The following is a 17,584-nucleotide window of genomic DNA, read 5'->3' on the forward strand; positions in this document are numbered from 1 at the left end:
ATGATGATCCAAGAAGCAGAAGGCATCGTAATTGGTGCCATGGAGACAATTCTTGCGATTTCCGCTACCGCTGTTCCAGATATCCCATTTGTTCGATCTGGGCATGAGCCGCCGGTCGACCTTGGGAGGCAGAAGAAGCGTGGACGCATGGTAGAGCGGGACGGGGAACTGACTAAAGATGAAGCCTGCTCTCTGCTCGAGGCAGTCGGTCGCAAGCGAGATATTGAATCTTTCGAGGCGTTGTTCCGCTATTACGCTCCGCGCGTAAAGGCCTATATGGCACGCCTTACGCGTGATCCAAACATCGCCGAGGAATTGATGCAGGAAGTGATGATCACCGTTTGGAACAAGGCAGGCCAGTTCGAAGCGACACGCGGTAACGCAGGTACGTGGATCTTCACGATTGCCCGTAACCTTCGTATTGACGCGTACCGCAAGAACCGGAGGCCGGATTTCGACGTCAATGACCCCGCATTTGTGGCAGACGATGCCAAAAGCGCGGAGAACGAGCTGGCGGAACGCCAGGATGCGACCCGGTTGAAGGACGCCATGAAGGACTTGCCTCAGGAACAGATCCAATTGCTGAAGCTTTCGTTCTTCGACGATTGCTCTCACAGTGCGATTGCCACCAAGCTGAACCTGCCGCTCGGAACGGTGAAGTCGAGAATCCGACTTGCCTTTGCGAGGCTTCGGACTGCGCTGGAGGACGGAAAATGAATATCCGTCATCATGTGAGCGACGAATTGCTGGTGGGATATGCATCCGGCACGCTTGAAGAGGGTTGGCGGCTTGCTGTTGCTACGCATCTTGCGTTGTGCCCGAACTGCCGGACAAGACTGACTTTGATGGAGAATACGGCCGGAGAGCTGCTCGAGAGCATGGAGCCAGTGCCAATAGAAATCTCGTCTTTCGATCGGTTGAAAGAGCGCCTACGAACCGCAGAATCTCCCTCAAGCGTCTCGTCGAAGCAACCTGCGAGAGTAGTGCAAGTCGTTTCGCCGCCAACCATCCCGGAACCGTTGCGATCCTATCTTGGAGGAGATCTGGCGGAGCTGGAATGGAAGTCTCTGGGACGTGGCGCCTATCACATTCCGATCAAGCTGGCCGATCGGTCGGCAACGGCCCGTCTGCTTCGCATACCGGCCGGAAAACCCGTGCCGGAACACAGCCATGGAGGTCGCGAATTGACGCTCGTGCTCAGCGGAAGCTTCAATGACGGAGAACTCTTGTTCGCCCGCGGAGATATAGAGGAGGCAGACCCGAGCGTGGAACACCAGCCCCTGGCAACGCCTGAGCAAGATTGTATCTGTCTGGCGGTAACCGACGCGCCGCTCAGGTTCCGGAGCTGGTTTATGCGTTTGCTTCAACCTGTCCTTCGGATCTGATCGGAGGCGACCGGATGACCTACGCGATATCCTACGTGGCGACAGCGATCGTCTTTCTCGGCTTGGACTTTTTGTGGCTGACTGGGTCGTCGAAATTCTATCGCAGCCGAATTGGAGAGCTTCTGCTCGAGTATCCAAATTTCATCGCCGCCGCTGCATTTTACGTCATTTATGTAACCGGTGTTTCATATTTTGCCGTCATACCTGCGCTCAGCTCCGGACGTTGGACGACAGCACTGGTATCGGGAGCTCTGCTCGGCCTTGTCGCTTTCGGCACCTACGACATGACAAATCTGGCAACGATCAAGGGGTGGTCGTTGGAGGTAAGCTTGGTGGATATGGTGTGGGGTGTCTTCATCACCACGGCGTCCGCCCTCGCCGGGTATTTTTCCGCTTCGGCCGTACAAAAGCTGATTTGACCCCAACTCGGAGATTGAAGCGGCCAGGGGCCGCTCAATTCGTGTGCCGCGAAGAAAGAAAGCTTTGAAGACGTTCGGAACTCGGATTGCTCAGAACGTCGCGTGGATCGCCCTGTTCCTCGATCACACCCTGGCTGAGAAAGATGACATGATTGCCAACGTCGCGGGCAAATGCCATTTCGTGGGTGACGACGATCATGGTCCTTCCCTCCTCGGCCAATCCCCGCATGACCCGAAGCACTTCGCCGACGAGCTCCGGATCGAGCGCCGAGGTCGGCTCGTCGAACAGCATGATCTCCGGTTCCATCGCGAGCGCCCGGGCGATCGCAACTCGCTGCTGTTCTCCGCCCGAGAGAAATGCCGGAAAGGCATCGCGGCGGTGCGACACGCCAACCTTTGCCAAGTATGCGTCGGCTCGTTCAGCTGCCTCAGCGCGGCTTATCCCCTGTACGCGCATCGGCCCCAGCATCACGTTCTCCCTCGCCGTCATGTGGCTCCACAGGTTAAATTGCTGAAAGACCATTGATAACCGCGAGCGCATCGAAGCGAGCTTCTTGGGGTCATGTACCGTCAGGTCTCCGCTCGACGCCTTTCTCAGATCAAGTTTTTCTCCCTGAAACCGATAGCTGCCCTCACACGGGTGCTCCAGGAAATTGAGGCATCGCAAGAACGTGCTTTTTCCCGAGCCGGACGCGCCGATCATGGAAATCACATCTCCGCGCCTCGCGGTGAGCGAGATGCCTTTGAGCACCTCAACGGAGCCGAACCTCTTTCGGATGTTGGTCACTTCGAGCATCGCTGTCATAGTCTGTCTCCGCGCCTTGGCGCTCATGGGCTTAAAAGTGGACCGTTGCGGAACACATCGTTGCCGGCGATCTTGCCAAGGCGTTTACCGCGCTCGGCGATGCGGCTGTCAGCGCGTGCGTAGAACACGCCTGATGTCTGCGCCTTCACGGCCGTCACCGTTCCTGAAAGCGGGTCGATGATCTCAGCTATCACATCACCAGCCCTTACATGATGGCCAAGGTCGAGTACGTAGCTCACGACCCCCGCAGACGGTGAAATGACAGCTTCTGAACCTGCGAGCGGGGTGGGCTCGCACAGCTTGGCCGGCGCCTGCGCCGCCGAACCCTTGACGACCCCTAGATCGCGTAGGAACTCGACGATCGCCTCGGCGTCGCTCCGGGCGCGTCGCCGATCCACATCGCTACGACCGCGCAACTCAACGGTGGTCGAAGCGCAGCCAAGCGGGATGTTCGCGTCGGGCAGCGCTCTTACCAGGTCCAACCATGGGCGCACGAGGGCCTCGTCGAACGGATTGAGCCCTGAGATCTCAGCAAGCAACACTGCTCGGGCGTGAAGGCGCGTCGCCAGCGACGAGAATGTCTGTGCGAAATGCGGCTGCGTGTAGAGATGAACCTCGGCCTCTCCATCACAATGAAGATCCAACACATAATCGGCATCAATCGCAAGTTTCATGAGGCATTTTCGAACGTTGTCGGAGGGGGTGACGACGTCCCATTCCTCAACCAGGGCCATCAACTCGGCGCGGATGGCGGCCGCGTTAGCGCTGGCGTCTGAGCCCAAGCGGTTGGAAAGCCGGGCGGACAGCTTGGGTCCGAAATCCGGATAATGCCGGTTGAAGTTCCGTCCGTCATAAAGATCGAAACGGCCTTCCTGCTGACCAAGGGAAAACTGAGACAGCCCGACCGGATTGGCAACCGGAACGACCCGAACGCAGCCGAAGATCGCGTCGGACCGCCTCAAGCTCCGCCAACGTCTCGCAAAGCGCATGCGCGACGATGATGCCGGGAGCCTCGTCGGCATGGAGACCACCTTGGATATAGACAAGTGGCGTGTCTGCGTGCCGCCCGAATTCGACACATTTCAAGCTATGCCGCGTGCCGGGTCCCTGACCTTCGATATCAAACATTGTCTCTTTCATCATGCAACTTTCGGGTTGAGATGCTCGGCTGGCTTCTCTTTGGCGTTCGGAGCGTCCGAGCGGGAGAGATGCCGCAAAAAGTGCGTCTCGAGCCAGCGGAACAAAGTGGTGAGACCAATGGTCAGAAACAGATAAATTGCGGCGGCGACGCCGAAGGATTCCGCCAGCACGAGATAATTGGTGTAGACGTCGCGCGCGACCCGCATCACCTCGACAATCGTCACCGTGCTCGCAAGGGCGGTGGCATGCATCATCATTACCACCTCGTTGCCGTATTGGGGCAGTGCGCGACGCCAGGCCGATGGCCAGATCACGTACCTGAGAACCGCCGCGCGGCTCAAGCCGATCGATCGTGCCGCTTCGATTTCCCCAGGCGCCGTGGTTCGGATCGCGCCGGCGAATATCTCGGTCGTATAGGCGACAGTGTTGATCGTCAGCGCAAGCCACGCGCAAAACCACGGAGAGCGGAATAGCGGCCATATCGCGCTGCTGCGCACGAATTCGAATTGCGCCATTCCATAGTAAATGACAAACAGCTGAACAAGAAGCGGCGTGCCGCGGATGACGTAGGTGAACAGCCATACCGCGCGAGAAAAATAGGGCGACCGCATTGAGCGCACGAGCGCCAGTGGCACCGAGACCGCAAAACCGCTGACGACGACGGTTGCCAACAGGATCAAAGTGTTTACCAGACCGCCCGCAAATGCCGGCAGGTTATCGGCAACGATTTCCCAGTCGATCATGCAGCACCTCCGCTGCGAACGCCGCGTGAAGAAAGCTTCTCAAGCGCTCCGAAGAGGAGAACCGAAAATGTGGTGACCGCGAGATAGATGAGGCCGATAAGCGCGTAGAAGGTAAATGGCTCCCGCGTCGCCGCAGACGCAAGCCCGGCCCGGTGGACCATATCGTCAAGCCCGATGATCGAAACCAGCGCTGTCGCTTTCAACATGACCAGCCACGTATTCGTCAGGCCGGGCACGGCATGCCTTATCATCTGCGGCAGCAGAATGTAGAAGGCCACCTGCCAGCGGGAAAGACCGTATGCAAAGCCAGCCTCGATTTGCCCCGCCGGCACGCTCAGGATCGCTCCCCTGAACGTCTCGGTCAGGTAAGCTCCGAATACAAAGCCGATTGTGCTAACGCCGGCTATGTAGGGATCGACATCGAGATAACCCCACCCATAGGTTTCGGAGATGGAATTGATCAGGATCTGGCCGCCGTAGAAGACTACGAGCATAACAAGCAAATCCGGCAAAGCGCGAACCGTCGTCGTGTACGCGGCAGCCGACAATCTTGCCGCTTTCCCGCCGTAGACCTTTGCGGACGCGCCAATCAGGCCGATAACACAGGCGATCGCCAGTGAGACCGACGCCACGCTGAGGGTCACACGGAGCCCCCCCAGAATCATCGGTAGATAACCTTGGAACATGGAACAGCACCCCTTGCGACCGGCGCCGCCCAGGCGCCGATCGCGGGAAAAGAACTACTTCTTTGCCGATTGCGGCGTGACGTCGAAGTCGAAGTATTTGCCCGACATTTGCTTGTAAGTACCGTCGCTCATGATGGAAGACAGAGCGGCATTTACTTCCTCGCGCAGAGCGCCATCTGACTTACGCACAGCGATGCCGACGCCGCCGTCGGCGTCCTCGCCCAAGAAGAGGGTGTCGCCGACTTGCTCAAAGTCCTTTCCTTCGGGCTTCTTCAGGAAAGATTCGGCCGAAACCACCGACGATCCGAAGGCGATGTCGCCGCGGCCCGCCGCCAGCTCCAGGTAGACGGCCGGCTCTTTGTCCACCGCCAAAACGGTGCTGTCAGGGTAGTTCTTGGCAACATACTCGGCACGCGGAGAGTTGCGCAGGACGATGATCGTCTTGCCCTTTAGCTCTTCCGGCGACCAGCTCTTGTAGTCACCCTTGCGCGCCACCCATCGCGACGGGACGTCATAGTAAGGGTTGGAAAAGTCGACGACCTTCTTGCGCTTTTCGTTGATCGTCATCGAAGCCACGATGATATCGAACTTCTTGGCATTGAGCGCCGGGATCATCCCATCCCATTCCTGCTGAACCATCACGCAGTGCTTGTTCATCTTCGCACAGATCGCATTTGCGATGTCGATATCAAAGCCCGAGAGCGTTCCATCGGGCGCAACGACTGAGAAGGGCGGATAGTTTCCTTCCACGCCTATGCGCAGATCCTCCGCAAACGCAGTGCCGGCGAGCATCGTTGTGACAACGATTGAAGCGAGAAATTTCATTCGCATGCGATTTCCTCCCAAAATCAGCTAAGCTGGCTTCTCAATGGCAGGAAATTTTCATAGAGTCAACAAATGAAAGATAATTTTCATACACCCCTCACCTGGAACGCAGAAGCCGACCGACGCTTCGCGACCTCTGCTTTAGGTCTCGAACTCAGCAGGCTGCTGCGGGACGGATCGGCTTCGCAGCGGGCACTGGCCGGTTTTGTGCTCCGGGACCCGATGTTCGTGGCAACACACGGCATCGAGGAACTCGCTTCCGCAACGGGAACTTCGGCTTCAAGCGTCAGCCGTTTTGTTCGAGACCTCGGCTTGGCGGGCTTTTCTGAGTTTCGGTCGTCCATCGCCGCTATGGTGAGCGAATTGATAGCACCTGTCGCCAAGCTCGACGCCTCGATAAGAGACCTCGATAAACGTAGCCAGGGTGTTGAACTCAGCATCGAGGTTACGGGCGCCAACATCGACGCGCTCAAGAGCCCGCAGACCGCCGAATACATTCGCGTTGCTTGCGGTGACATAGGAGCGGCTCGAAGGGTATTCGTGATAGGCTTTGGCCTTTCTGCGCACCTCGCGGCAATGCTGGTCCTTTCGTTGCAACCTTATCGAGACGAAGTTATAAATGTCGCTCAATACGGAGGAACGGAGTCCGCTGCCGCGCGTGCGATGTCGATTGGAGAAGGCGACGTACTGGTTGCAATATCTTTTCCCAGGTATTCCAGGGATGTTGTCGAGATCGTCAGATTTGCGCGTGACAAAAAAGCGAAAATTGTCGCCATAACGGATTCTCCAGCCGCTCCGCTGGCTCAATTCGCCGACCGATTGCTTCTCGCGCCATCCAGACACCCGGTTCTTTCGGCCACAAACGTCCCGGCCATGGCAATCATCGAAGCCCTGGCGTCCGACTTCATGCTGGCGGATCCTGACAATGTCAGGCGAGCAGAGCAGCTTGCAAAGGCTATTTCGTCATATCTCACCGAAGGCGATTGACGCGCCAAGCATCCCCCGAACGCCAAGATGGGTCGAAGATAGCCATCGGCGCTCTGGCTTATAGGTCGACTTGCCGAGGGTCCACCCAACGCATGAGCACCGATGACCGCCTTCAATTATGCAGATTCGAGCGGATGTTGAGAAGGGGGCGCAGGTTCGTAAACGACGGCGGAAACGCCCTTTGATCGGGTGGCGACCTGCGAGGCGTGGCGCCCCCGCCGGGTCCAAGCCAGTCAATCAGGGCTTCAAGCCATTAGGTTTGCTGGAGGGCCATTCCCCGCACATATTCCCGCCATCCAATGATCTGCCTGATGAGTGTTTTTGTGCGATGGGCGGACTTGTGGTCGATGGCGTGGGCCCTGAAAAATCACTCAAGCAAGTCGACCCAGATGTGATGATGCGGCAATTCGCGCTGAACGCGATTGCAGCGGAACTCGTTCTCAAACACTTCGCGCCGAAGCTCGCCCGCAGCGAACGCACCATCGCCGCCTTCCTGCCTGCCCGCGTCGCGTAGATTGGCGACAATCGCCTTGGCGGCTGGACATTCTACCGCGCGTCGAAGGCTGCACTCAACCAGATCGTCCGCACAGCTGCGGTCGAAGTGGAACGCACCCATCCGAGCGCGGTGGTCCTCGCACTCCACCCAGGAATCGTCGCGACAAAAATGACCGCCAGCTATTCCACCCATTATCGCCGGTTGGATCCCAGTGAGAGCGCTTGTGCAACGCTCCAGGCTATTGATCGGTTGACGCCGGAAAACACCGAAGAGTTCTTCGCCTATGATAGCGTGCCCGTTGAGTGGTGAGCATTGTTAGGCGGCACAGCACTTAAATCTTATAGTCCACGGCGAAAACGTCCGGTATTTGAAGCATTGCCATCGTTTGACGGTGAATGGCGCAGGGACCGATGTTGCCAGTTTGCCGCCGATCTAAACGGCGGCAAACGCATGTGGTCAACGCGACCCCTTTTATCCTTTTACTACGCTTTCGGAAGCAGCACTTTGTCGATCACATGAATGACACCGTTCGACTGCTTGACGTCGGCGATCGTTACAGTGGCAATGCCTCCCGTTTCGTCAGTGAGTGTGATCTTGTCGCCATCCATCTTTGCCGAAAGCGTGCAACCGCCCACGGTCTTGACTGGATGGTTCCCTCCGTCATCGGCAATCATCTTGCTTACCGCATCGGAAAGCGCATTGGCAGCTACGACATGACAAGTCAGGACTTTGGCTAGCTTTTCTTTGTTCTCGGGCTTCAGGAGTGTGTCGACAGTGCCGGCAGGCAAGGCATCGAAAGCTGCGTTCGTCGGCGCAAACACGGTGAACGGGCCATCACCGGACAGCGTATCCACGAGACCGGCGGCTTTCACTGCGGCAACCAGTGTCGTGTGGTCCTTCGAATTTGCAGCGTTTTCGACGATGTTCTTACTTTCGGACATGGCCGCTCCACCGACCATGGGGTTGTCGGCATTAGCAGCAAAGGCTACGAGAGCGAAAATAGACGCGATCGCGGCGGTACTTTTGAGGGACCGTTTCATTTCGTTCATTCCTCCTTGCAGGCCCGGCACCATGCGGGCGCTCCCAATTTGTGTTCGCCAGACGTTGTCCAGCATGATTGATACGGCGCCTTTACCAAACTGGATCACCGTCGCGTCCGATATGACCGGACGTTGCGGCAAATCGACTCAATGCAGGGCCGCTGCCGTAGTGAGCGAGTGAGAACGGGATTGGTGCTCACCGGGCCGCGCAAGATCCCAACTTAAATTTGCTGATCCGATCAGCAAGGTCTTACGTAAATGAACTAAAGACTTCCGTCGGCTGGCGCTTCGGCGGCAACCGCTCGCCAGCAGGTCTGGCAGTCCTCACCGAATGAGATAGGTCTGGTCAGCGTTGGGCACGGCATTAAGGGATAGAAGAATGTTGCAACGAACTTCCAAAGATAAAAGGAGTTGGGTCCGAGCGCTGGCACTTGCGATTGTACCGGTCGCCGCAACATCCATACTAGGACAAATGGCTACCTACCCAAACATCGAAAGCTGGTATTCGGCGCTAGATAAGCCGAGTTTTAATCCCCCGAACTGGGTGTTTGCTCCAGTCTGGACAACGCTTTACATCCTCATGGCTTACGCTGCCTGGCGGCTCTTGATGCTCCCTGCTCGGACACCGGGCAGGCTGCCGGCACTGGCGCTATTTTACGTTCAGCTCGCCCTCAATGCGTTGTGGTCCTGGATGTTTTTCGCCATGCAAAGTCCGGTCGCCGGCCTGGTGAACATCATCGTGCAAATCGGGTTTATTCTCACAACGATCGCGCAGGCCTGGCGCGTCGACAAGAAAGCGGCACTTTGCCTCTTGCCGCTGGCAGCGTGGGTCTCCTTTGCGGCCCTACTGAATTTCGCAATCTGGTTCCTCAATTGATGGCGTTGGCGCGAAGGGCATAGGTGTTCTCACTTTAACGCATGCAACGCTCTGGACAGCTCAAATGTGCTCGGCGCCTAGCTCCATGAAGACGTCTTTGGCTAAGATCGGGCGAGCTCGCGTCGCCCTTGCGTTGCCTCGTCAACGTGAACAGCTACGCGCCCTGGAAGGCGAGCAAGACCTACGCGCTTGCCGCGATGAGGGTCGACGAACTTTTGAGGAAACAGTCTCCTGAGCAAGACCTTGTAGACGGGTATCGCGAAATATGCCTGGACATCCAGGAAGACATCGCGTTGCTGCTTGGACGTCTGCAAAGGCAATCCGAATGAATTTGGGGTGCCTTATCCGTTATTCTTACCGGTTCCCCTGAAGCCAGCCGGCAAGCTCCCGGCGCACGACGTGTTCGAGCACGGCCATGCCTTCGGCGCTGTCGTTCAGGCAGGGGATGTGGGTGAACTTCTCGCCGCCATTGTGATGGAAGCTTTCGGCCGCCTGCTCTGCGATCTCTTCCAACGTTTCCAGACAGTCGGAGACGAAGCCCGGGTTGAGGACGGCAATGCGCTTGACACCGTCCTGCGCAAGTTTTTCGACCGTCTTGTCGGTATAGGGCTGCAGCCATTCCTCAGGCCCGAAGCGCGACTGGAAGGTGACCTGCAGCTTCTCCTTCGACCAGCCGAGCTTTTCGCGCAAAAGCCGCGCGGTCTTCTGGCACTGGCAGTAGTAGGGATCGCCCTTGTCGAAATAGCTCTTCGGAATGCCGTGGAAGGAGGTCAGAACCACCTCCGGCTCCCAGTCGAGCGTCGCCAGGTGACGCTCGATCGAGGTTGCCAGAGCGTCGATGTAGACGGGATCGTCGTGGTAGGGCGGAACGGTGCGCAGTGCCGGCTGCCAGCGCATCTTCACAAGCGCCTCGAAGGCCTTGTCATTAACGGTGGCGGTGGTGGCGGCGGCATATTGCGGATAGAGCGGGAAGACGAGAATGCGTTCACAGCCGGCCTTCTGCAGTGCGTCCATGCGCGAGGCGATCGACGGCTGGCCGTAGCGCATGCCCCAGTCGACGATGACGTTCGGCTGGTCGGCGAAGGACTTCGCCATCAGTTCGGACTGGTTGCGGGTGTAGGTCCGCAGGTAGCTTTCGTTCAAGTCCTTGTTCCAGATCGTCTCATAGGCCTTGCCGACCTTGCCGGGGCGGGTGTTGAGCACGATGCCGAACAGGATCGGGTACCAGAACAGTCGCGACCACTCGATCACCCGGCGGTCGGTCAGAAACTCCTTCAGGTAGCGGCGCATCGAGGTGTAGTCGGTGCCATCAGGCGTGCCGAGATTGACCAGGAGAACTCCGATGTTGCCGCGTTTAATAGTGGGGTGACCGGCAGTTTTTTTGAGCATCACATCCTTCTTCATTTATCAACCCAATTAAGTACGGATGGAATGCGGGATGGATCAGCGGCGCCTGAAAATTCTGAAACGACCAGGGAAAGCGTTCTTGATTGAAAGCTGCGATACTGGAAGCGGAACACAGCGACCGTTCATCTTTCGTTATTCGACTGCGACTCCCCGCAAAACCTTGACGAACATAACATGAACATCTAAAGTCACGTGATGACACCTACGGCACTTGGAAAGAAGCTGGCGATCCTATCGGACGCAGCCAAGTACGACGCCTCATGCGCCTCGAGCGGCGGCGAGAAGCGAGATTCACGCAAAGGAGGAATAGGATCTTCCGGGGGGAGCGGTATTTGCCATGCCTACACGCCAGATGGGCGATGCATATCGCTATTAAAGATCCTGATGACGAACTTCTGCATCTTCGACTGTGCCTATTGCATCAATCGCGTCAGTTCCAATGTCGAGCGCGCGCGGTTTAGCGTCGAAGAAGTTGTATCGTTGACGCTCGAGTTTTATCGGCGCAACTACATTGAAGGCTTGTTTCTCTCCTCCGGTATCATCCGCTCGCCTGACCAGACCATGGCCGATATGGTCCGCATTGCCCGAACGCTGAGAGAAGTCCACGGTTTTAAAGGCTACATTCACCTCAAGACCATCCCCGACGCACAGGCTGAGCTCATTCGTGAGGCCGGCCTTTGGGCCGACCGGTTGTCAATAAATGTCGAACTGCCAAGGGATTCGAGCGTAAGGAAGTTCGCGCCGGAGAAGCGGCCGGAAACCATTCGTGCCGCCATGGCACAGGTTCGGCTGGAAGGTGAAGCCGCGCAAGACAGGACCCACACCGGCCGCAAGCCGCAACGCTTTGCCCCTGCCGGCCAGAGCACGCAGATGATTGTCGGCGCTGATGGCGCCGACGATACCGCCATCCTGTCCTGCGCAACCCGGCTTTATAGCGGCTACAAGCTGCGGCGCGTTTACTATTCGGCGTTCTCACCGATCCCGGACGCTTCCTCTGCGCTTCCCCTGGTTCAGCCACCGCTTGTTCGGGAGCACCGGCTCTATCAGGCCGACTGGCTTCTGCGATTTTATGGCTTTACGACCGACGAGATCGCGACCGGCACGCAAGGAGGCTTTCTGGATCTGGAGCTCGATCCGAAGACGGCATGGGCGCTGCAGAACCGGCAATTCTTTCCGGTCGACGTCAACCTCGCCTCCCGCGATACGCTTCTGCGCGTGCCGGGATTTGGGACGCGCGTGGTCGACCGCATCATCACCGCGCGACGCAACCGCCGCCTCCGTGTCGAGGATCTCGCTCGAATGGGAGCGCTGACACGCAAGGCCCGCCCCTTCGTTGCCCTGCCCGGCTGGAGCCCCGGCGGTTTGACGGACAGCAGCGATCTGCGCGCGCGCCTGGCGCCCCCGCCAAAGCAACTTCAGCTTCTATGACTTACGCGGTCTCACTTCCGGACAAGGGAACTTTTGATGCCTGGCGAAATGCCGCCAGGCGCGCTATCAGCCACCGGATCGCCCCCGACCAAATTGACTGGAATAGCGCGGGCGGCCTATTCGACAGGGCCTTTCTCCCGGAAACTCCAGGCAAGCACGCAGCACGCGTTCCTCAAGCCTTCATGACTTTGGCGCAGTCCGTGATCTGGCATTCAGCACCAGAACGCTTGGCGCTCCTTTATCGCGCGCTTTGGCGCCTCGACAGGCGCGAGGGCGAGCCGCTCTCGCCCGCCGATCCGCTCGGTCGCAAACTGTCGCTTATGCAGAAATCCGTCGGACGGGACATTCACAAGTTGCATGCATTCGTTCGCTTCCGCGAAATCTCAGCAGAGGGACCGCGTCGACGCTTTGTCGCCTGGTTTGAGCCGACGCACAATACGCTGGAGCCGGGAAGCGCTTTCTTTGCCCGCCGGTTCGGCGACATGGATTGGATGATTGCGACGCCGCGCTTGACCGCCCTGTTTGTTGACGGCGTGTTGACCTTTGATCCGGGTGGCACGAAACCAGACCTGCCGGAGGATGCGGCCGAAAAACTTTGGGCAGCCTATTTCGTCAACATCTTCAATCCGGCCCGCATCAAGCTCGACGCCATGCAGTCGGAGATGCCGAAGAAATACTGGCACAACCTGCCGGAAACGCGCCTGATCCCCGAGATGCTCGCCGGAGCGGAGGCACGGGTGCAAAAGATGCGCGAGGCGGGCATCTCCGCGCCGCGAACGGGCGCAGCCCCGGTGTCCGAGCGCTATCGGGCTTCAATGCCGCAGCCGCCCGCGCAAATTGACACCCTGGAGCAGGCATCGAAGGCCGCGGCACAATGTCGGCGTTGCGACCTTTGCGAATCCGCGACGCAGACCGTCTGGGGTGAAGGTGCCGCTGACGCGCAGCTCATGATCGTCGGCGAACAGCCCGGCGATCGGGAAGATATCGTGGGCCGCCCGTTCACGGGGCCGGCCGGGCAGTTGCTTCGGGCATTGCTTTCCGACGCCGGTATAGACGCAAGGACGCTGTGGCTGACAAACGCCGTCAAGCATTTCAAGTTCAGCCCACGTGGCAAGCGGCGCCTGCACCGCAATCCGGACCGCGGCGAAATTGCTCATTGTCGCTGGTGGCTGGGACTGGAACTGACCCTTGTCAAACCGAAGTTGACGGTGGCGCTTGGCGCCTCCGCGGCCTTCGCCCTCACAGGCGACAACCGTTCAATGGCGGAGCGGCGGGGGGAGATTGAAACCGGTCTTCACGGCGGCCCCGTCCTCGTGACTTGGCATCCTTCCCATATTCTGCGTGCAGGCGACCCAGCAGCCGCCACGATCGCCCGAGATGATTTGGCGCGTGACCTGGCCAAGGCCATGGCAGTTATCTACGAAAGAGGAGTGTAGCAACTCAACCCGAGATCGTACGGAGTTACCGAATATGCACCCTCCGGCCGTACGAGGGGATGGCGAGAGTGAAAGAGAGGCACGTACTGCTTGGTCGCTTGGCGCTTCCCGACTGAAACGGGTCCGATCGAGGGATGGAGTTTCTTGCATTGGATTAGAAGCCTTCTAATATGTACTCCGGTTTTAGGGACTGGGGCATGGTGAGAAGTCTGACGGTTACGGTGTCCAGAGCCGCGACGTTTGTCATTGCGGCAATGTTTGCGGCGCTTGTCGTGCTACTGAGCCTGTGGTTATACGAGAGCTATCATGCCGCGATACGGCGGACCGAAGAGCGCGCAATTGCCGCCTCGAAAATCGTATCCACGAACGCCTCATGGATAAACGCGCTCTCGGCACAGACGCTTCAACGAATTGACGATGCGCTCGGACCGACGCTGGGCATTGCCACGGATGACGTCAAGAACATCAACGAGGCGGTTTCTGATCTTCCGGGTCAAGTTCAGGCCTACGTCGTCGACCGGAATGGCCGGACACTTCTGTCCACCGATCCCGATATAAAGCCCATCGACATAAGGGACCGCGAATACTTCGCCGCCGTCGAAAAGGGAGCGAAAACTTTCGTTTCCGGTCTTCTGGTCAGCAGACTCAACAATCAGCAGATATTCGTGTTCAGCCGGCGCCTGGAACGGAACGGCGTGTTCGTCGGCGCTGCAATGGTGTCGTTCCAAGGGAGCGACCTGCTGAAGGATGTTTGGGAGGCCGCCTCTCTCGGCACGAATTCGACTATCAGCATGATCCGCAAGGACGGAGAACTCGTCGCACGCTACCCCGCCCCCGACGGTCCGTTGAACATGAGCAAGTACGTACTGTTTACAGACTATCTTCCCTCCTCACCCAACGGGACTTACGAGGCAATATCTCCAGCGGACGGCGAGCACCGTATGGTCGCCTATCGGGTTGTTGAGGGAACGGACATCGTTGCGCTCGCGTCGGCTGACTACCGTGTCGGGCTGGTCCCCTTCCGCAATGACGTCTTCATCGCGATCGCCGTTATGGCACTTGCTGCCGCTTCATCGCTTGCCGCAGGAGGATGGGTCAGGCACCTCGTTAAGCGCGATAGGAAGAAATCCGCCGAACTTGAGGCCGCACTTGAGGACAATCGCCTTCTGCTGCGCGAAATCCATCATCGGGTCAAAAACAACTTTCAGGCTGTGCAGGGCGTCATCCGCATGCAACTACTGCCGCCCGAGGCACAGAAGTCGCTCTTTGACCGGATCGGCGCCATGATCGCGGTCCATGAGCAAATATATGATCGCGACCAGTTCAACGCCCTATCTGCCCGTGATCTTATCCCGTCGATCGTGGACAAACTCGTCAGCGCGTATTGTGACAACGTATCCGTACGGTACGATATCGGTGAGTTTGACCTGACACCCGAACAGGCCACGGCCGTCGCGCTCCTGGTGAACGAGGTCGTGACAAACAGTCTTAAATACGCGTTTCCGGATGGCCGCCCAGGGAAGCTCGAAATAGCGTTCCACAAAGTGGCTTCGCGCCACTCCCTGCTTACCATCTGCGACAACGGCGTGGGCTTCGACCCCTCGACTGTGCGCAAAGGCATGGGCAGCCGTATCATTCGCGGGGTTGTAAGCCAGTTGCGCGGTTCATTCGAATACAAGTCAACAGAAGGCACGCACTTTATCGCGCAAGTCGAGCTCGGTCTAACAGACTGAGGAGCAATCTCGCTAGGACTGTTTGCGTGACCTCATAAGATGCCGTGTGCGCCCCCATTTCGGAAAACCTTGAAAACACAAAACGCGCGGATAGATACCTATCATCTGCAATCAGTTGTTTGGGTGGCCCGCAACAGCCGACCTGGATGAGCAAAATGGCCGACGAAAACCAACTTCGTGACGCCCGTGACGCGGGCGACCGCCTCTTAGCTTCACACCCATCTGAAGATCCATTCGCGGCTGCGTTCAAGGCCACACGCATGCCGATGCTAATTACCGATCCAAGGCAGGACGATAATCCCATCATCTTCGCGAACCGAGCCTTCACCGAGTTGACCGGCTACAGTCAGAATGAGTTGGTCGGCCGGAACTGTCGCCTTCTCCAAGGGCCGGACACGGACAAAGCGGCGATCGCTAAGATCAGGGATGCCATTTCAGAAGAGCGCGATGTGTCGGTCGGTATTCTCAATTACCGTAAAGACGGCAATACCTTCTGGAACGCGCTGTTTGTCAGCCCCGTGCGTAATCAGGAAGGTGCAGTCATCTACTTCTTTGCGTCACAACTCGACTTCACGAACATCAAGAGCAAAGAATCGGAATTGGCCAAGGCGCGCCGTGTTGCGGAAGAGGAAGCCTCAAGGCGAACTGCTGAGCTCATCGAGGCCCTGCGCGTCAAAACCGAACTTGCCCACGAGGTCGATCACAGGGTAAAAAACAACCTTCTGACAATCGCCTCGATCATCAGATTGCAGATGCGCATGAACACCAACCCTACGGTCGAACATACACTTAAATCAATACTCGACCGCGTCGAGGCTCTGAGTGCCGCGCAAAGGAAGCTTCTCAATGATGCCCGCGTTGGTCAGTTCGATGTCGCCGATTTCGGTCGAGATCTGGTTACCGACATCGTGGGTTCCCTGCAAAGGCCGGACATCGTCTTAACTACGGACCTTCATTCTGTGACAGTCTCGGCGTCGAAAGCTTCGGCGCTCGCCCTCATCGTTAGCGAACTCGTTGGTGATGCAGTCCGACGCGGCCTCAGTGATGGGGGGGGCGAAATACATCTCGAAATCCGAAGGCTCAACGGACACTGCCTTATGAGGGTCGTGGACACTGTCACGCCGGTCGAAGCGGACGGAGAGCAGCAGGCCTTCAGCCGCGCCATTCTTGACGCCTCGATAAGGCAACTGAGGGCAAAGATCGAGCGAGAAGTTGACGGCCACCGCACGGAAGTCTGTGTCACGTTGCCGGTCGGCGATTAGGAAGGATCGACTTTGCGAACTCTGATAGTAGAAGACGAAATGCTTTTAGCTTTGGAACTTGAACATTATGTCGAGTCCTGCGGTCATAGCGTAATCGGTCTCGCAAGTGATCTAGGCGAAGCGAATACACTCATCGAGCGAGAACAACCACAGTTTGCTTTTGTCGATATCCACCTGCGAGATGGTCCGACGGGCATTGACGTCGGTCGACAACTGGCCTTGAAGGGCATCCCGTTCGTCTTTGTCTCAGGCAACATCAAAAGGATCCCGGCCGACTTCGCGGGTGCCCTCGGCGCTATCGAAAAGCCGTACACAGCAAACGGCCTACAAGACGCGCTATCCTATCTCCAGGCGATACTCTCGGGAGAACCTCTGCCAAAACCTCCGCCCAGCCTGATCATCTTTGGACTCTAATGGCGAAGCTCCGCAGCGACCTCACCACACCGTTCGACCATCACCAACGGATACACCTCAGGTACGAGTGCGTTCAAAATTGGAGAATGGCAGTCATGAGCATTGGTTTATCGCCAATCGTTCCATCCGCTGCTGCCGACATTCCCGTCTCCCGATAGGCCTTGACGAACCCCTGGCGTTCGATGGCAATGGATGTTGTCCGGCTGGCGCTCGGCGGCAAGTTTGAACCGCCCTATTCTGCGTCCAGCCTCCATAATAAGTAGCCTTCCAGGAAACCGAGAACGTCGTTGACTGACCCAATCAGTCATCTGGAGCTACAGCGGTACACACCCAGCGCGATGATGATAACTCTCTTTCCGACTTCAGGATGCCCTTGTGTTGCATGGAAACACGAGCTCGGATTTACCCTTGCCTTAGAAGACATCTGAACCGACGCTAGTCCGGCCCTTCGCGGAGATATTGCTTGACCAGCGCGCGGCTTGTGTAGCCACTGCCCCAAAT

At 57.8% G+C, this 17,584-nt stretch carries 19 protein-coding genes; 12 read left to right on the top strand and 7 right to left on the bottom strand.

The annotated features are described in order from the left end of the window. Genes OVA00_RS39010 through OVA00_RS39020 form a run of 3 tightly spaced genes read left to right on the top strand, consistent with a single transcriptional unit; the run spans nucleotide 1 to nucleotide 1,804 of the window. Entirely contained in the window at nucleotides 1-717 is a 717-nt protein-coding gene (locus OVA00_RS39010; protein WP_326494168.1) for a sigma-70 family RNA polymerase sigma factor, read from the top strand. After that, nucleotides 714-1,385 carry a ChrR family anti-sigma-E factor gene (locus OVA00_RS39015; RefSeq protein WP_112773273.1) on the top strand — a complete coding sequence of 224 codons (672 nt, stop codon included), beginning with the start codon at nucleotides 714-716 and terminating at the stop codon, nucleotides 1,383-1,385. The genes OVA00_RS39010 and OVA00_RS39015 overlap by 4 nt, the downstream gene beginning before the upstream one ends. A gap of 14 nt (nucleotides 1,386-1,399) precedes the next feature. Further along, nucleotides 1,400-1,804, top strand: coding sequence for a DUF2177 family protein (locus OVA00_RS39020; RefSeq protein WP_268091056.1), 405 nt, complete (start codon nucleotides 1,400-1,402; stop codon nucleotides 1,802-1,804). A 34-nt stretch (nucleotides 1,805-1,838) separates the two neighbouring features. Here the strand turns inward: OVA00_RS39020 and OVA00_RS39025 are convergent, their stop codons facing one another. The 5 genes from OVA00_RS39025 to OVA00_RS39045 form a co-directional block, all read right to left on the bottom strand. After that, the gene (locus tag OVA00_RS39025) at nucleotides 1,839-2,609 is read right to left on the bottom strand and encodes an ABC transporter ATP-binding protein (RefSeq protein WP_326494169.1); all 771 of its coding nucleotides are present in this window, start codon (nucleotides 2,607-2,609) and stop codon (nucleotides 1,839-1,841) included. A gap of 23 nt (nucleotides 2,610-2,632) precedes the next feature. Next, entirely contained in the window at nucleotides 2,633-3,631 is a 999-nt protein-coding gene (locus OVA00_RS39030) for a succinylglutamate desuccinylase/aspartoacylase domain-containing protein (protein ID WP_268091057.1), read from the bottom strand. Nucleotides 3,632-3,748: 117 nt separating this feature from the next. Then, on the bottom strand, nucleotides 3,749-4,492 hold the full coding sequence (locus OVA00_RS39035) for an ABC transporter permease (protein ID WP_268091058.1): 744 nt from the start codon (nucleotides 4,490-4,492) through the stop codon (nucleotides 3,749-3,751). Then, nucleotides 4,489-5,178: an ABC transporter permease gene (locus OVA00_RS39040; RefSeq protein WP_112773268.1), complete on the bottom strand. Its 690-nt coding sequence runs from the start codon at nucleotides 5,176-5,178 to the stop codon at nucleotides 4,489-4,491. Before OVA00_RS39040 ends, OVA00_RS39035 begins: the two co-directional genes overlap by 4 nt. A gap of 54 nt (nucleotides 5,179-5,232) precedes the next feature. After that, nucleotides 5,233-6,009: a transporter substrate-binding domain-containing protein gene (locus tag OVA00_RS39045; protein ID WP_268091059.1), complete on the bottom strand. Its 777-nt coding sequence runs from the start codon at nucleotides 6,007-6,009 to the stop codon at nucleotides 5,233-5,235. Between the two features lie 66 nt (nucleotides 6,010-6,075). Between OVA00_RS39045 and OVA00_RS39050 the strand changes: the two genes are divergently transcribed. The 3 genes from OVA00_RS39050 (at nucleotide 6,076) to OVA00_RS39060 (ending at nucleotide 7,795) form a co-directional block, all read left to right on the top strand. Then, on the top strand, nucleotides 6,076-6,990 hold the full coding sequence (locus OVA00_RS39050) for a MurR/RpiR family transcriptional regulator (RefSeq protein WP_112773266.1): 915 nt from the start codon (nucleotides 6,076-6,078) through the stop codon (nucleotides 6,988-6,990). 328 nt (nucleotides 6,991-7,318) lie between these two features. Further along, on the top strand, nucleotides 7,319-7,504 hold the full coding sequence (locus tag OVA00_RS39055; protein WP_112773265.1) for a hypothetical protein: 186 nt from the start codon (nucleotides 7,319-7,321) through the stop codon (nucleotides 7,502-7,504). Nucleotides 7,505-7,567: 63 nt separating this feature from the next. After that, nucleotides 7,568-7,795 carry a hypothetical protein gene (locus OVA00_RS39060; protein ID WP_442780609.1) on the top strand — a complete coding sequence of 76 codons (228 nt, stop codon included), beginning with the start codon at nucleotides 7,568-7,570 and terminating at the stop codon, nucleotides 7,793-7,795. 173 nt (nucleotides 7,796-7,968) lie between these two features. On the opposite strand, the gene OVA00_RS39065 is transcribed toward OVA00_RS39060, so the two are convergent. After that, nucleotides 7,969-8,526 carry a fasciclin domain-containing protein gene (locus tag OVA00_RS39065; protein ID WP_112773288.1) on the bottom strand — a complete coding sequence of 186 codons (558 nt, stop codon included), beginning with the start codon at nucleotides 8,524-8,526 and terminating at the stop codon, nucleotides 7,969-7,971. 379 nt (nucleotides 8,527-8,905) lie between these two features. Between OVA00_RS39065 and OVA00_RS39070 the strand changes: the two genes are divergently transcribed. Further along, nucleotides 8,906-9,403 carry a TspO/MBR family protein gene (locus OVA00_RS39070; RefSeq protein ID WP_268091060.1) on the top strand — a complete coding sequence of 166 codons (498 nt, stop codon included), beginning with the start codon at nucleotides 8,906-8,908 and terminating at the stop codon, nucleotides 9,401-9,403. Nucleotides 9,404-9,757: 354 nt separating this feature from the next. Here OVA00_RS39070 and hemH read toward each other — a convergent pair whose 3' ends face one another. Beyond that, nucleotides 9,758-10,792 (bottom strand): ferrochelatase, encoded by a 1,035-nt coding sequence (gene hemH / locus OVA00_RS39075; RefSeq protein ID WP_268091061.1) that lies wholly within the window; start codon nucleotides 10,790-10,792, stop codon nucleotides 9,758-9,760. Between the two features lie 213 nt (nucleotides 10,793-11,005). Between hemH and OVA00_RS39080 the strand changes: the two genes are divergently transcribed. The 5 genes from OVA00_RS39080 to OVA00_RS39100 all read left to right on the top strand — a co-directional run bounded on the left by OVA00_RS39080 (nucleotide 11,006) and on the right by OVA00_RS39100 (nucleotide 17,083). Beyond that, nucleotides 11,006-12,238: a putative DNA modification/repair radical SAM protein gene (locus OVA00_RS39080; protein WP_112772423.1), complete on the top strand. Its 1,233-nt coding sequence runs from the start codon at nucleotides 11,006-11,008 to the stop codon at nucleotides 12,236-12,238. After that, complete coding sequence (locus OVA00_RS39085; protein ID WP_268091062.1) at nucleotides 12,235-13,674, top strand: UdgX family uracil-DNA binding protein; 1,440 nt, start codon at nucleotides 12,235-12,237, stop codon at nucleotides 13,672-13,674. Before OVA00_RS39080 ends, OVA00_RS39085 begins: the two co-directional genes overlap by 4 nt. Nucleotides 13,675-13,871: 197 nt before the next feature. Then, entirely contained in the window at nucleotides 13,872-15,407 is a 1,536-nt protein-coding gene (locus OVA00_RS39090) for a sensor histidine kinase (protein ID WP_268091063.1), read from the top strand. Between the two features lie 155 nt (nucleotides 15,408-15,562). Then, the gene (locus tag OVA00_RS39095) at nucleotides 15,563-16,669 is read left to right on the top strand and encodes a PAS domain-containing protein (RefSeq protein ID WP_268091064.1); all 1,107 of its coding nucleotides are present in this window, start codon (nucleotides 15,563-15,565) and stop codon (nucleotides 16,667-16,669) included. A 12-nt stretch (nucleotides 16,670-16,681) separates the two neighbouring features. Continuing rightward, on the top strand, nucleotides 16,682-17,083 hold the full coding sequence (locus OVA00_RS39100) for a response regulator (protein ID WP_268091065.1): 402 nt from the start codon (nucleotides 16,682-16,684) through the stop codon (nucleotides 17,081-17,083). Nucleotides 17,084-17,584: the final 501 nt, after the last annotated feature.

The organism is Ensifer sp. SL37 (assembly GCF_026672675.1).
Taxonomy (GTDB): Bacteria; Pseudomonadota; Alphaproteobacteria; order Rhizobiales; family Rhizobiaceae; genus Ensifer; species Ensifer adhaerens.

Bases quoted from the DNA above. Each gene is read 5' to 3' on its own strand.
- OVA00_RS39010 (WP_326494168.1), top strand. From the start codon at position 1: ATGATGATCCAAGAAGCAGAAGGCATCGTAATTGGTGCCATGGAGACA.
- OVA00_RS39015 (WP_112773273.1), top strand. From the start codon at position 714: ATGAATATCCGTCATCATGTGAGCGACGAATTGCTGGTGGGATATGCA.
- OVA00_RS39020 (WP_268091056.1), top strand. From the start codon at position 1,400: ATGACCTACGCGATATCCTACGTGGCGACAGCGATCGTCTTTCTCGGC.
- OVA00_RS39025 (WP_326494169.1), bottom strand. From the start codon at position 2,609: ATGACAGCGATGCTCGAAGTGACCAACATCCGAAAGAGGTTCGGCTCC.
- OVA00_RS39030 (WP_268091057.1), bottom strand. From the start codon at position 3,631: ATGCCGACGAGGCTCCCGGCATCATCGTCGCGCATGCGCTTTGCGAGA.
- OVA00_RS39035 (WP_268091058.1), bottom strand. From the start codon at position 4,492: ATGATCGACTGGGAAATCGTTGCCGATAACCTGCCGGCATTTGCGGGC.
- OVA00_RS39040 (WP_112773268.1), bottom strand. From the start codon at position 5,178: ATGTTCCAAGGTTATCTACCGATGATTCTGGGGGGGCTCCGTGTGACC.
- OVA00_RS39045 (WP_268091059.1), bottom strand. From the start codon at position 6,009: ATGCGAATGAAATTTCTCGCTTCAATCGTTGTCACAACGATGCTCGCC.
- OVA00_RS39050 (WP_112773266.1), top strand. From the start codon at position 6,076: ATGAAAGATAATTTTCATACACCCCTCACCTGGAACGCAGAAGCCGAC.
- OVA00_RS39055 (WP_112773265.1), top strand. From the start codon at position 7,319: ATGGGCGGACTTGTGGTCGATGGCGTGGGCCCTGAAAAATCACTCAAG.
- OVA00_RS39065 (WP_112773288.1), bottom strand. From the start codon at position 8,526: ATGAAACGGTCCCTCAAAAGTACCGCCGCGATCGCGTCTATTTTCGCT.
- OVA00_RS39070 (WP_268091060.1), top strand. From the start codon at position 8,906: ATGTTGCAACGAACTTCCAAAGATAAAAGGAGTTGGGTCCGAGCGCTG.
- hemH (WP_268091061.1), bottom strand. From the start codon at position 10,792: ATGCTCAAAAAAACTGCCGGTCACCCCACTATTAAACGCGGCAACATC.
- OVA00_RS39080 (WP_112772423.1), top strand. From the start codon at position 11,006: ATGACACCTACGGCACTTGGAAAGAAGCTGGCGATCCTATCGGACGCA.
- OVA00_RS39085 (WP_268091062.1), top strand. From the start codon at position 12,235: ATGACTTACGCGGTCTCACTTCCGGACAAGGGAACTTTTGATGCCTGG.
- OVA00_RS39090 (WP_268091063.1), top strand. From the start codon at position 13,872: ATGGTGAGAAGTCTGACGGTTACGGTGTCCAGAGCCGCGACGTTTGTC.
- OVA00_RS39095 (WP_268091064.1), top strand. From the start codon at position 15,563: ATGGCCGACGAAAACCAACTTCGTGACGCCCGTGACGCGGGCGACCGC.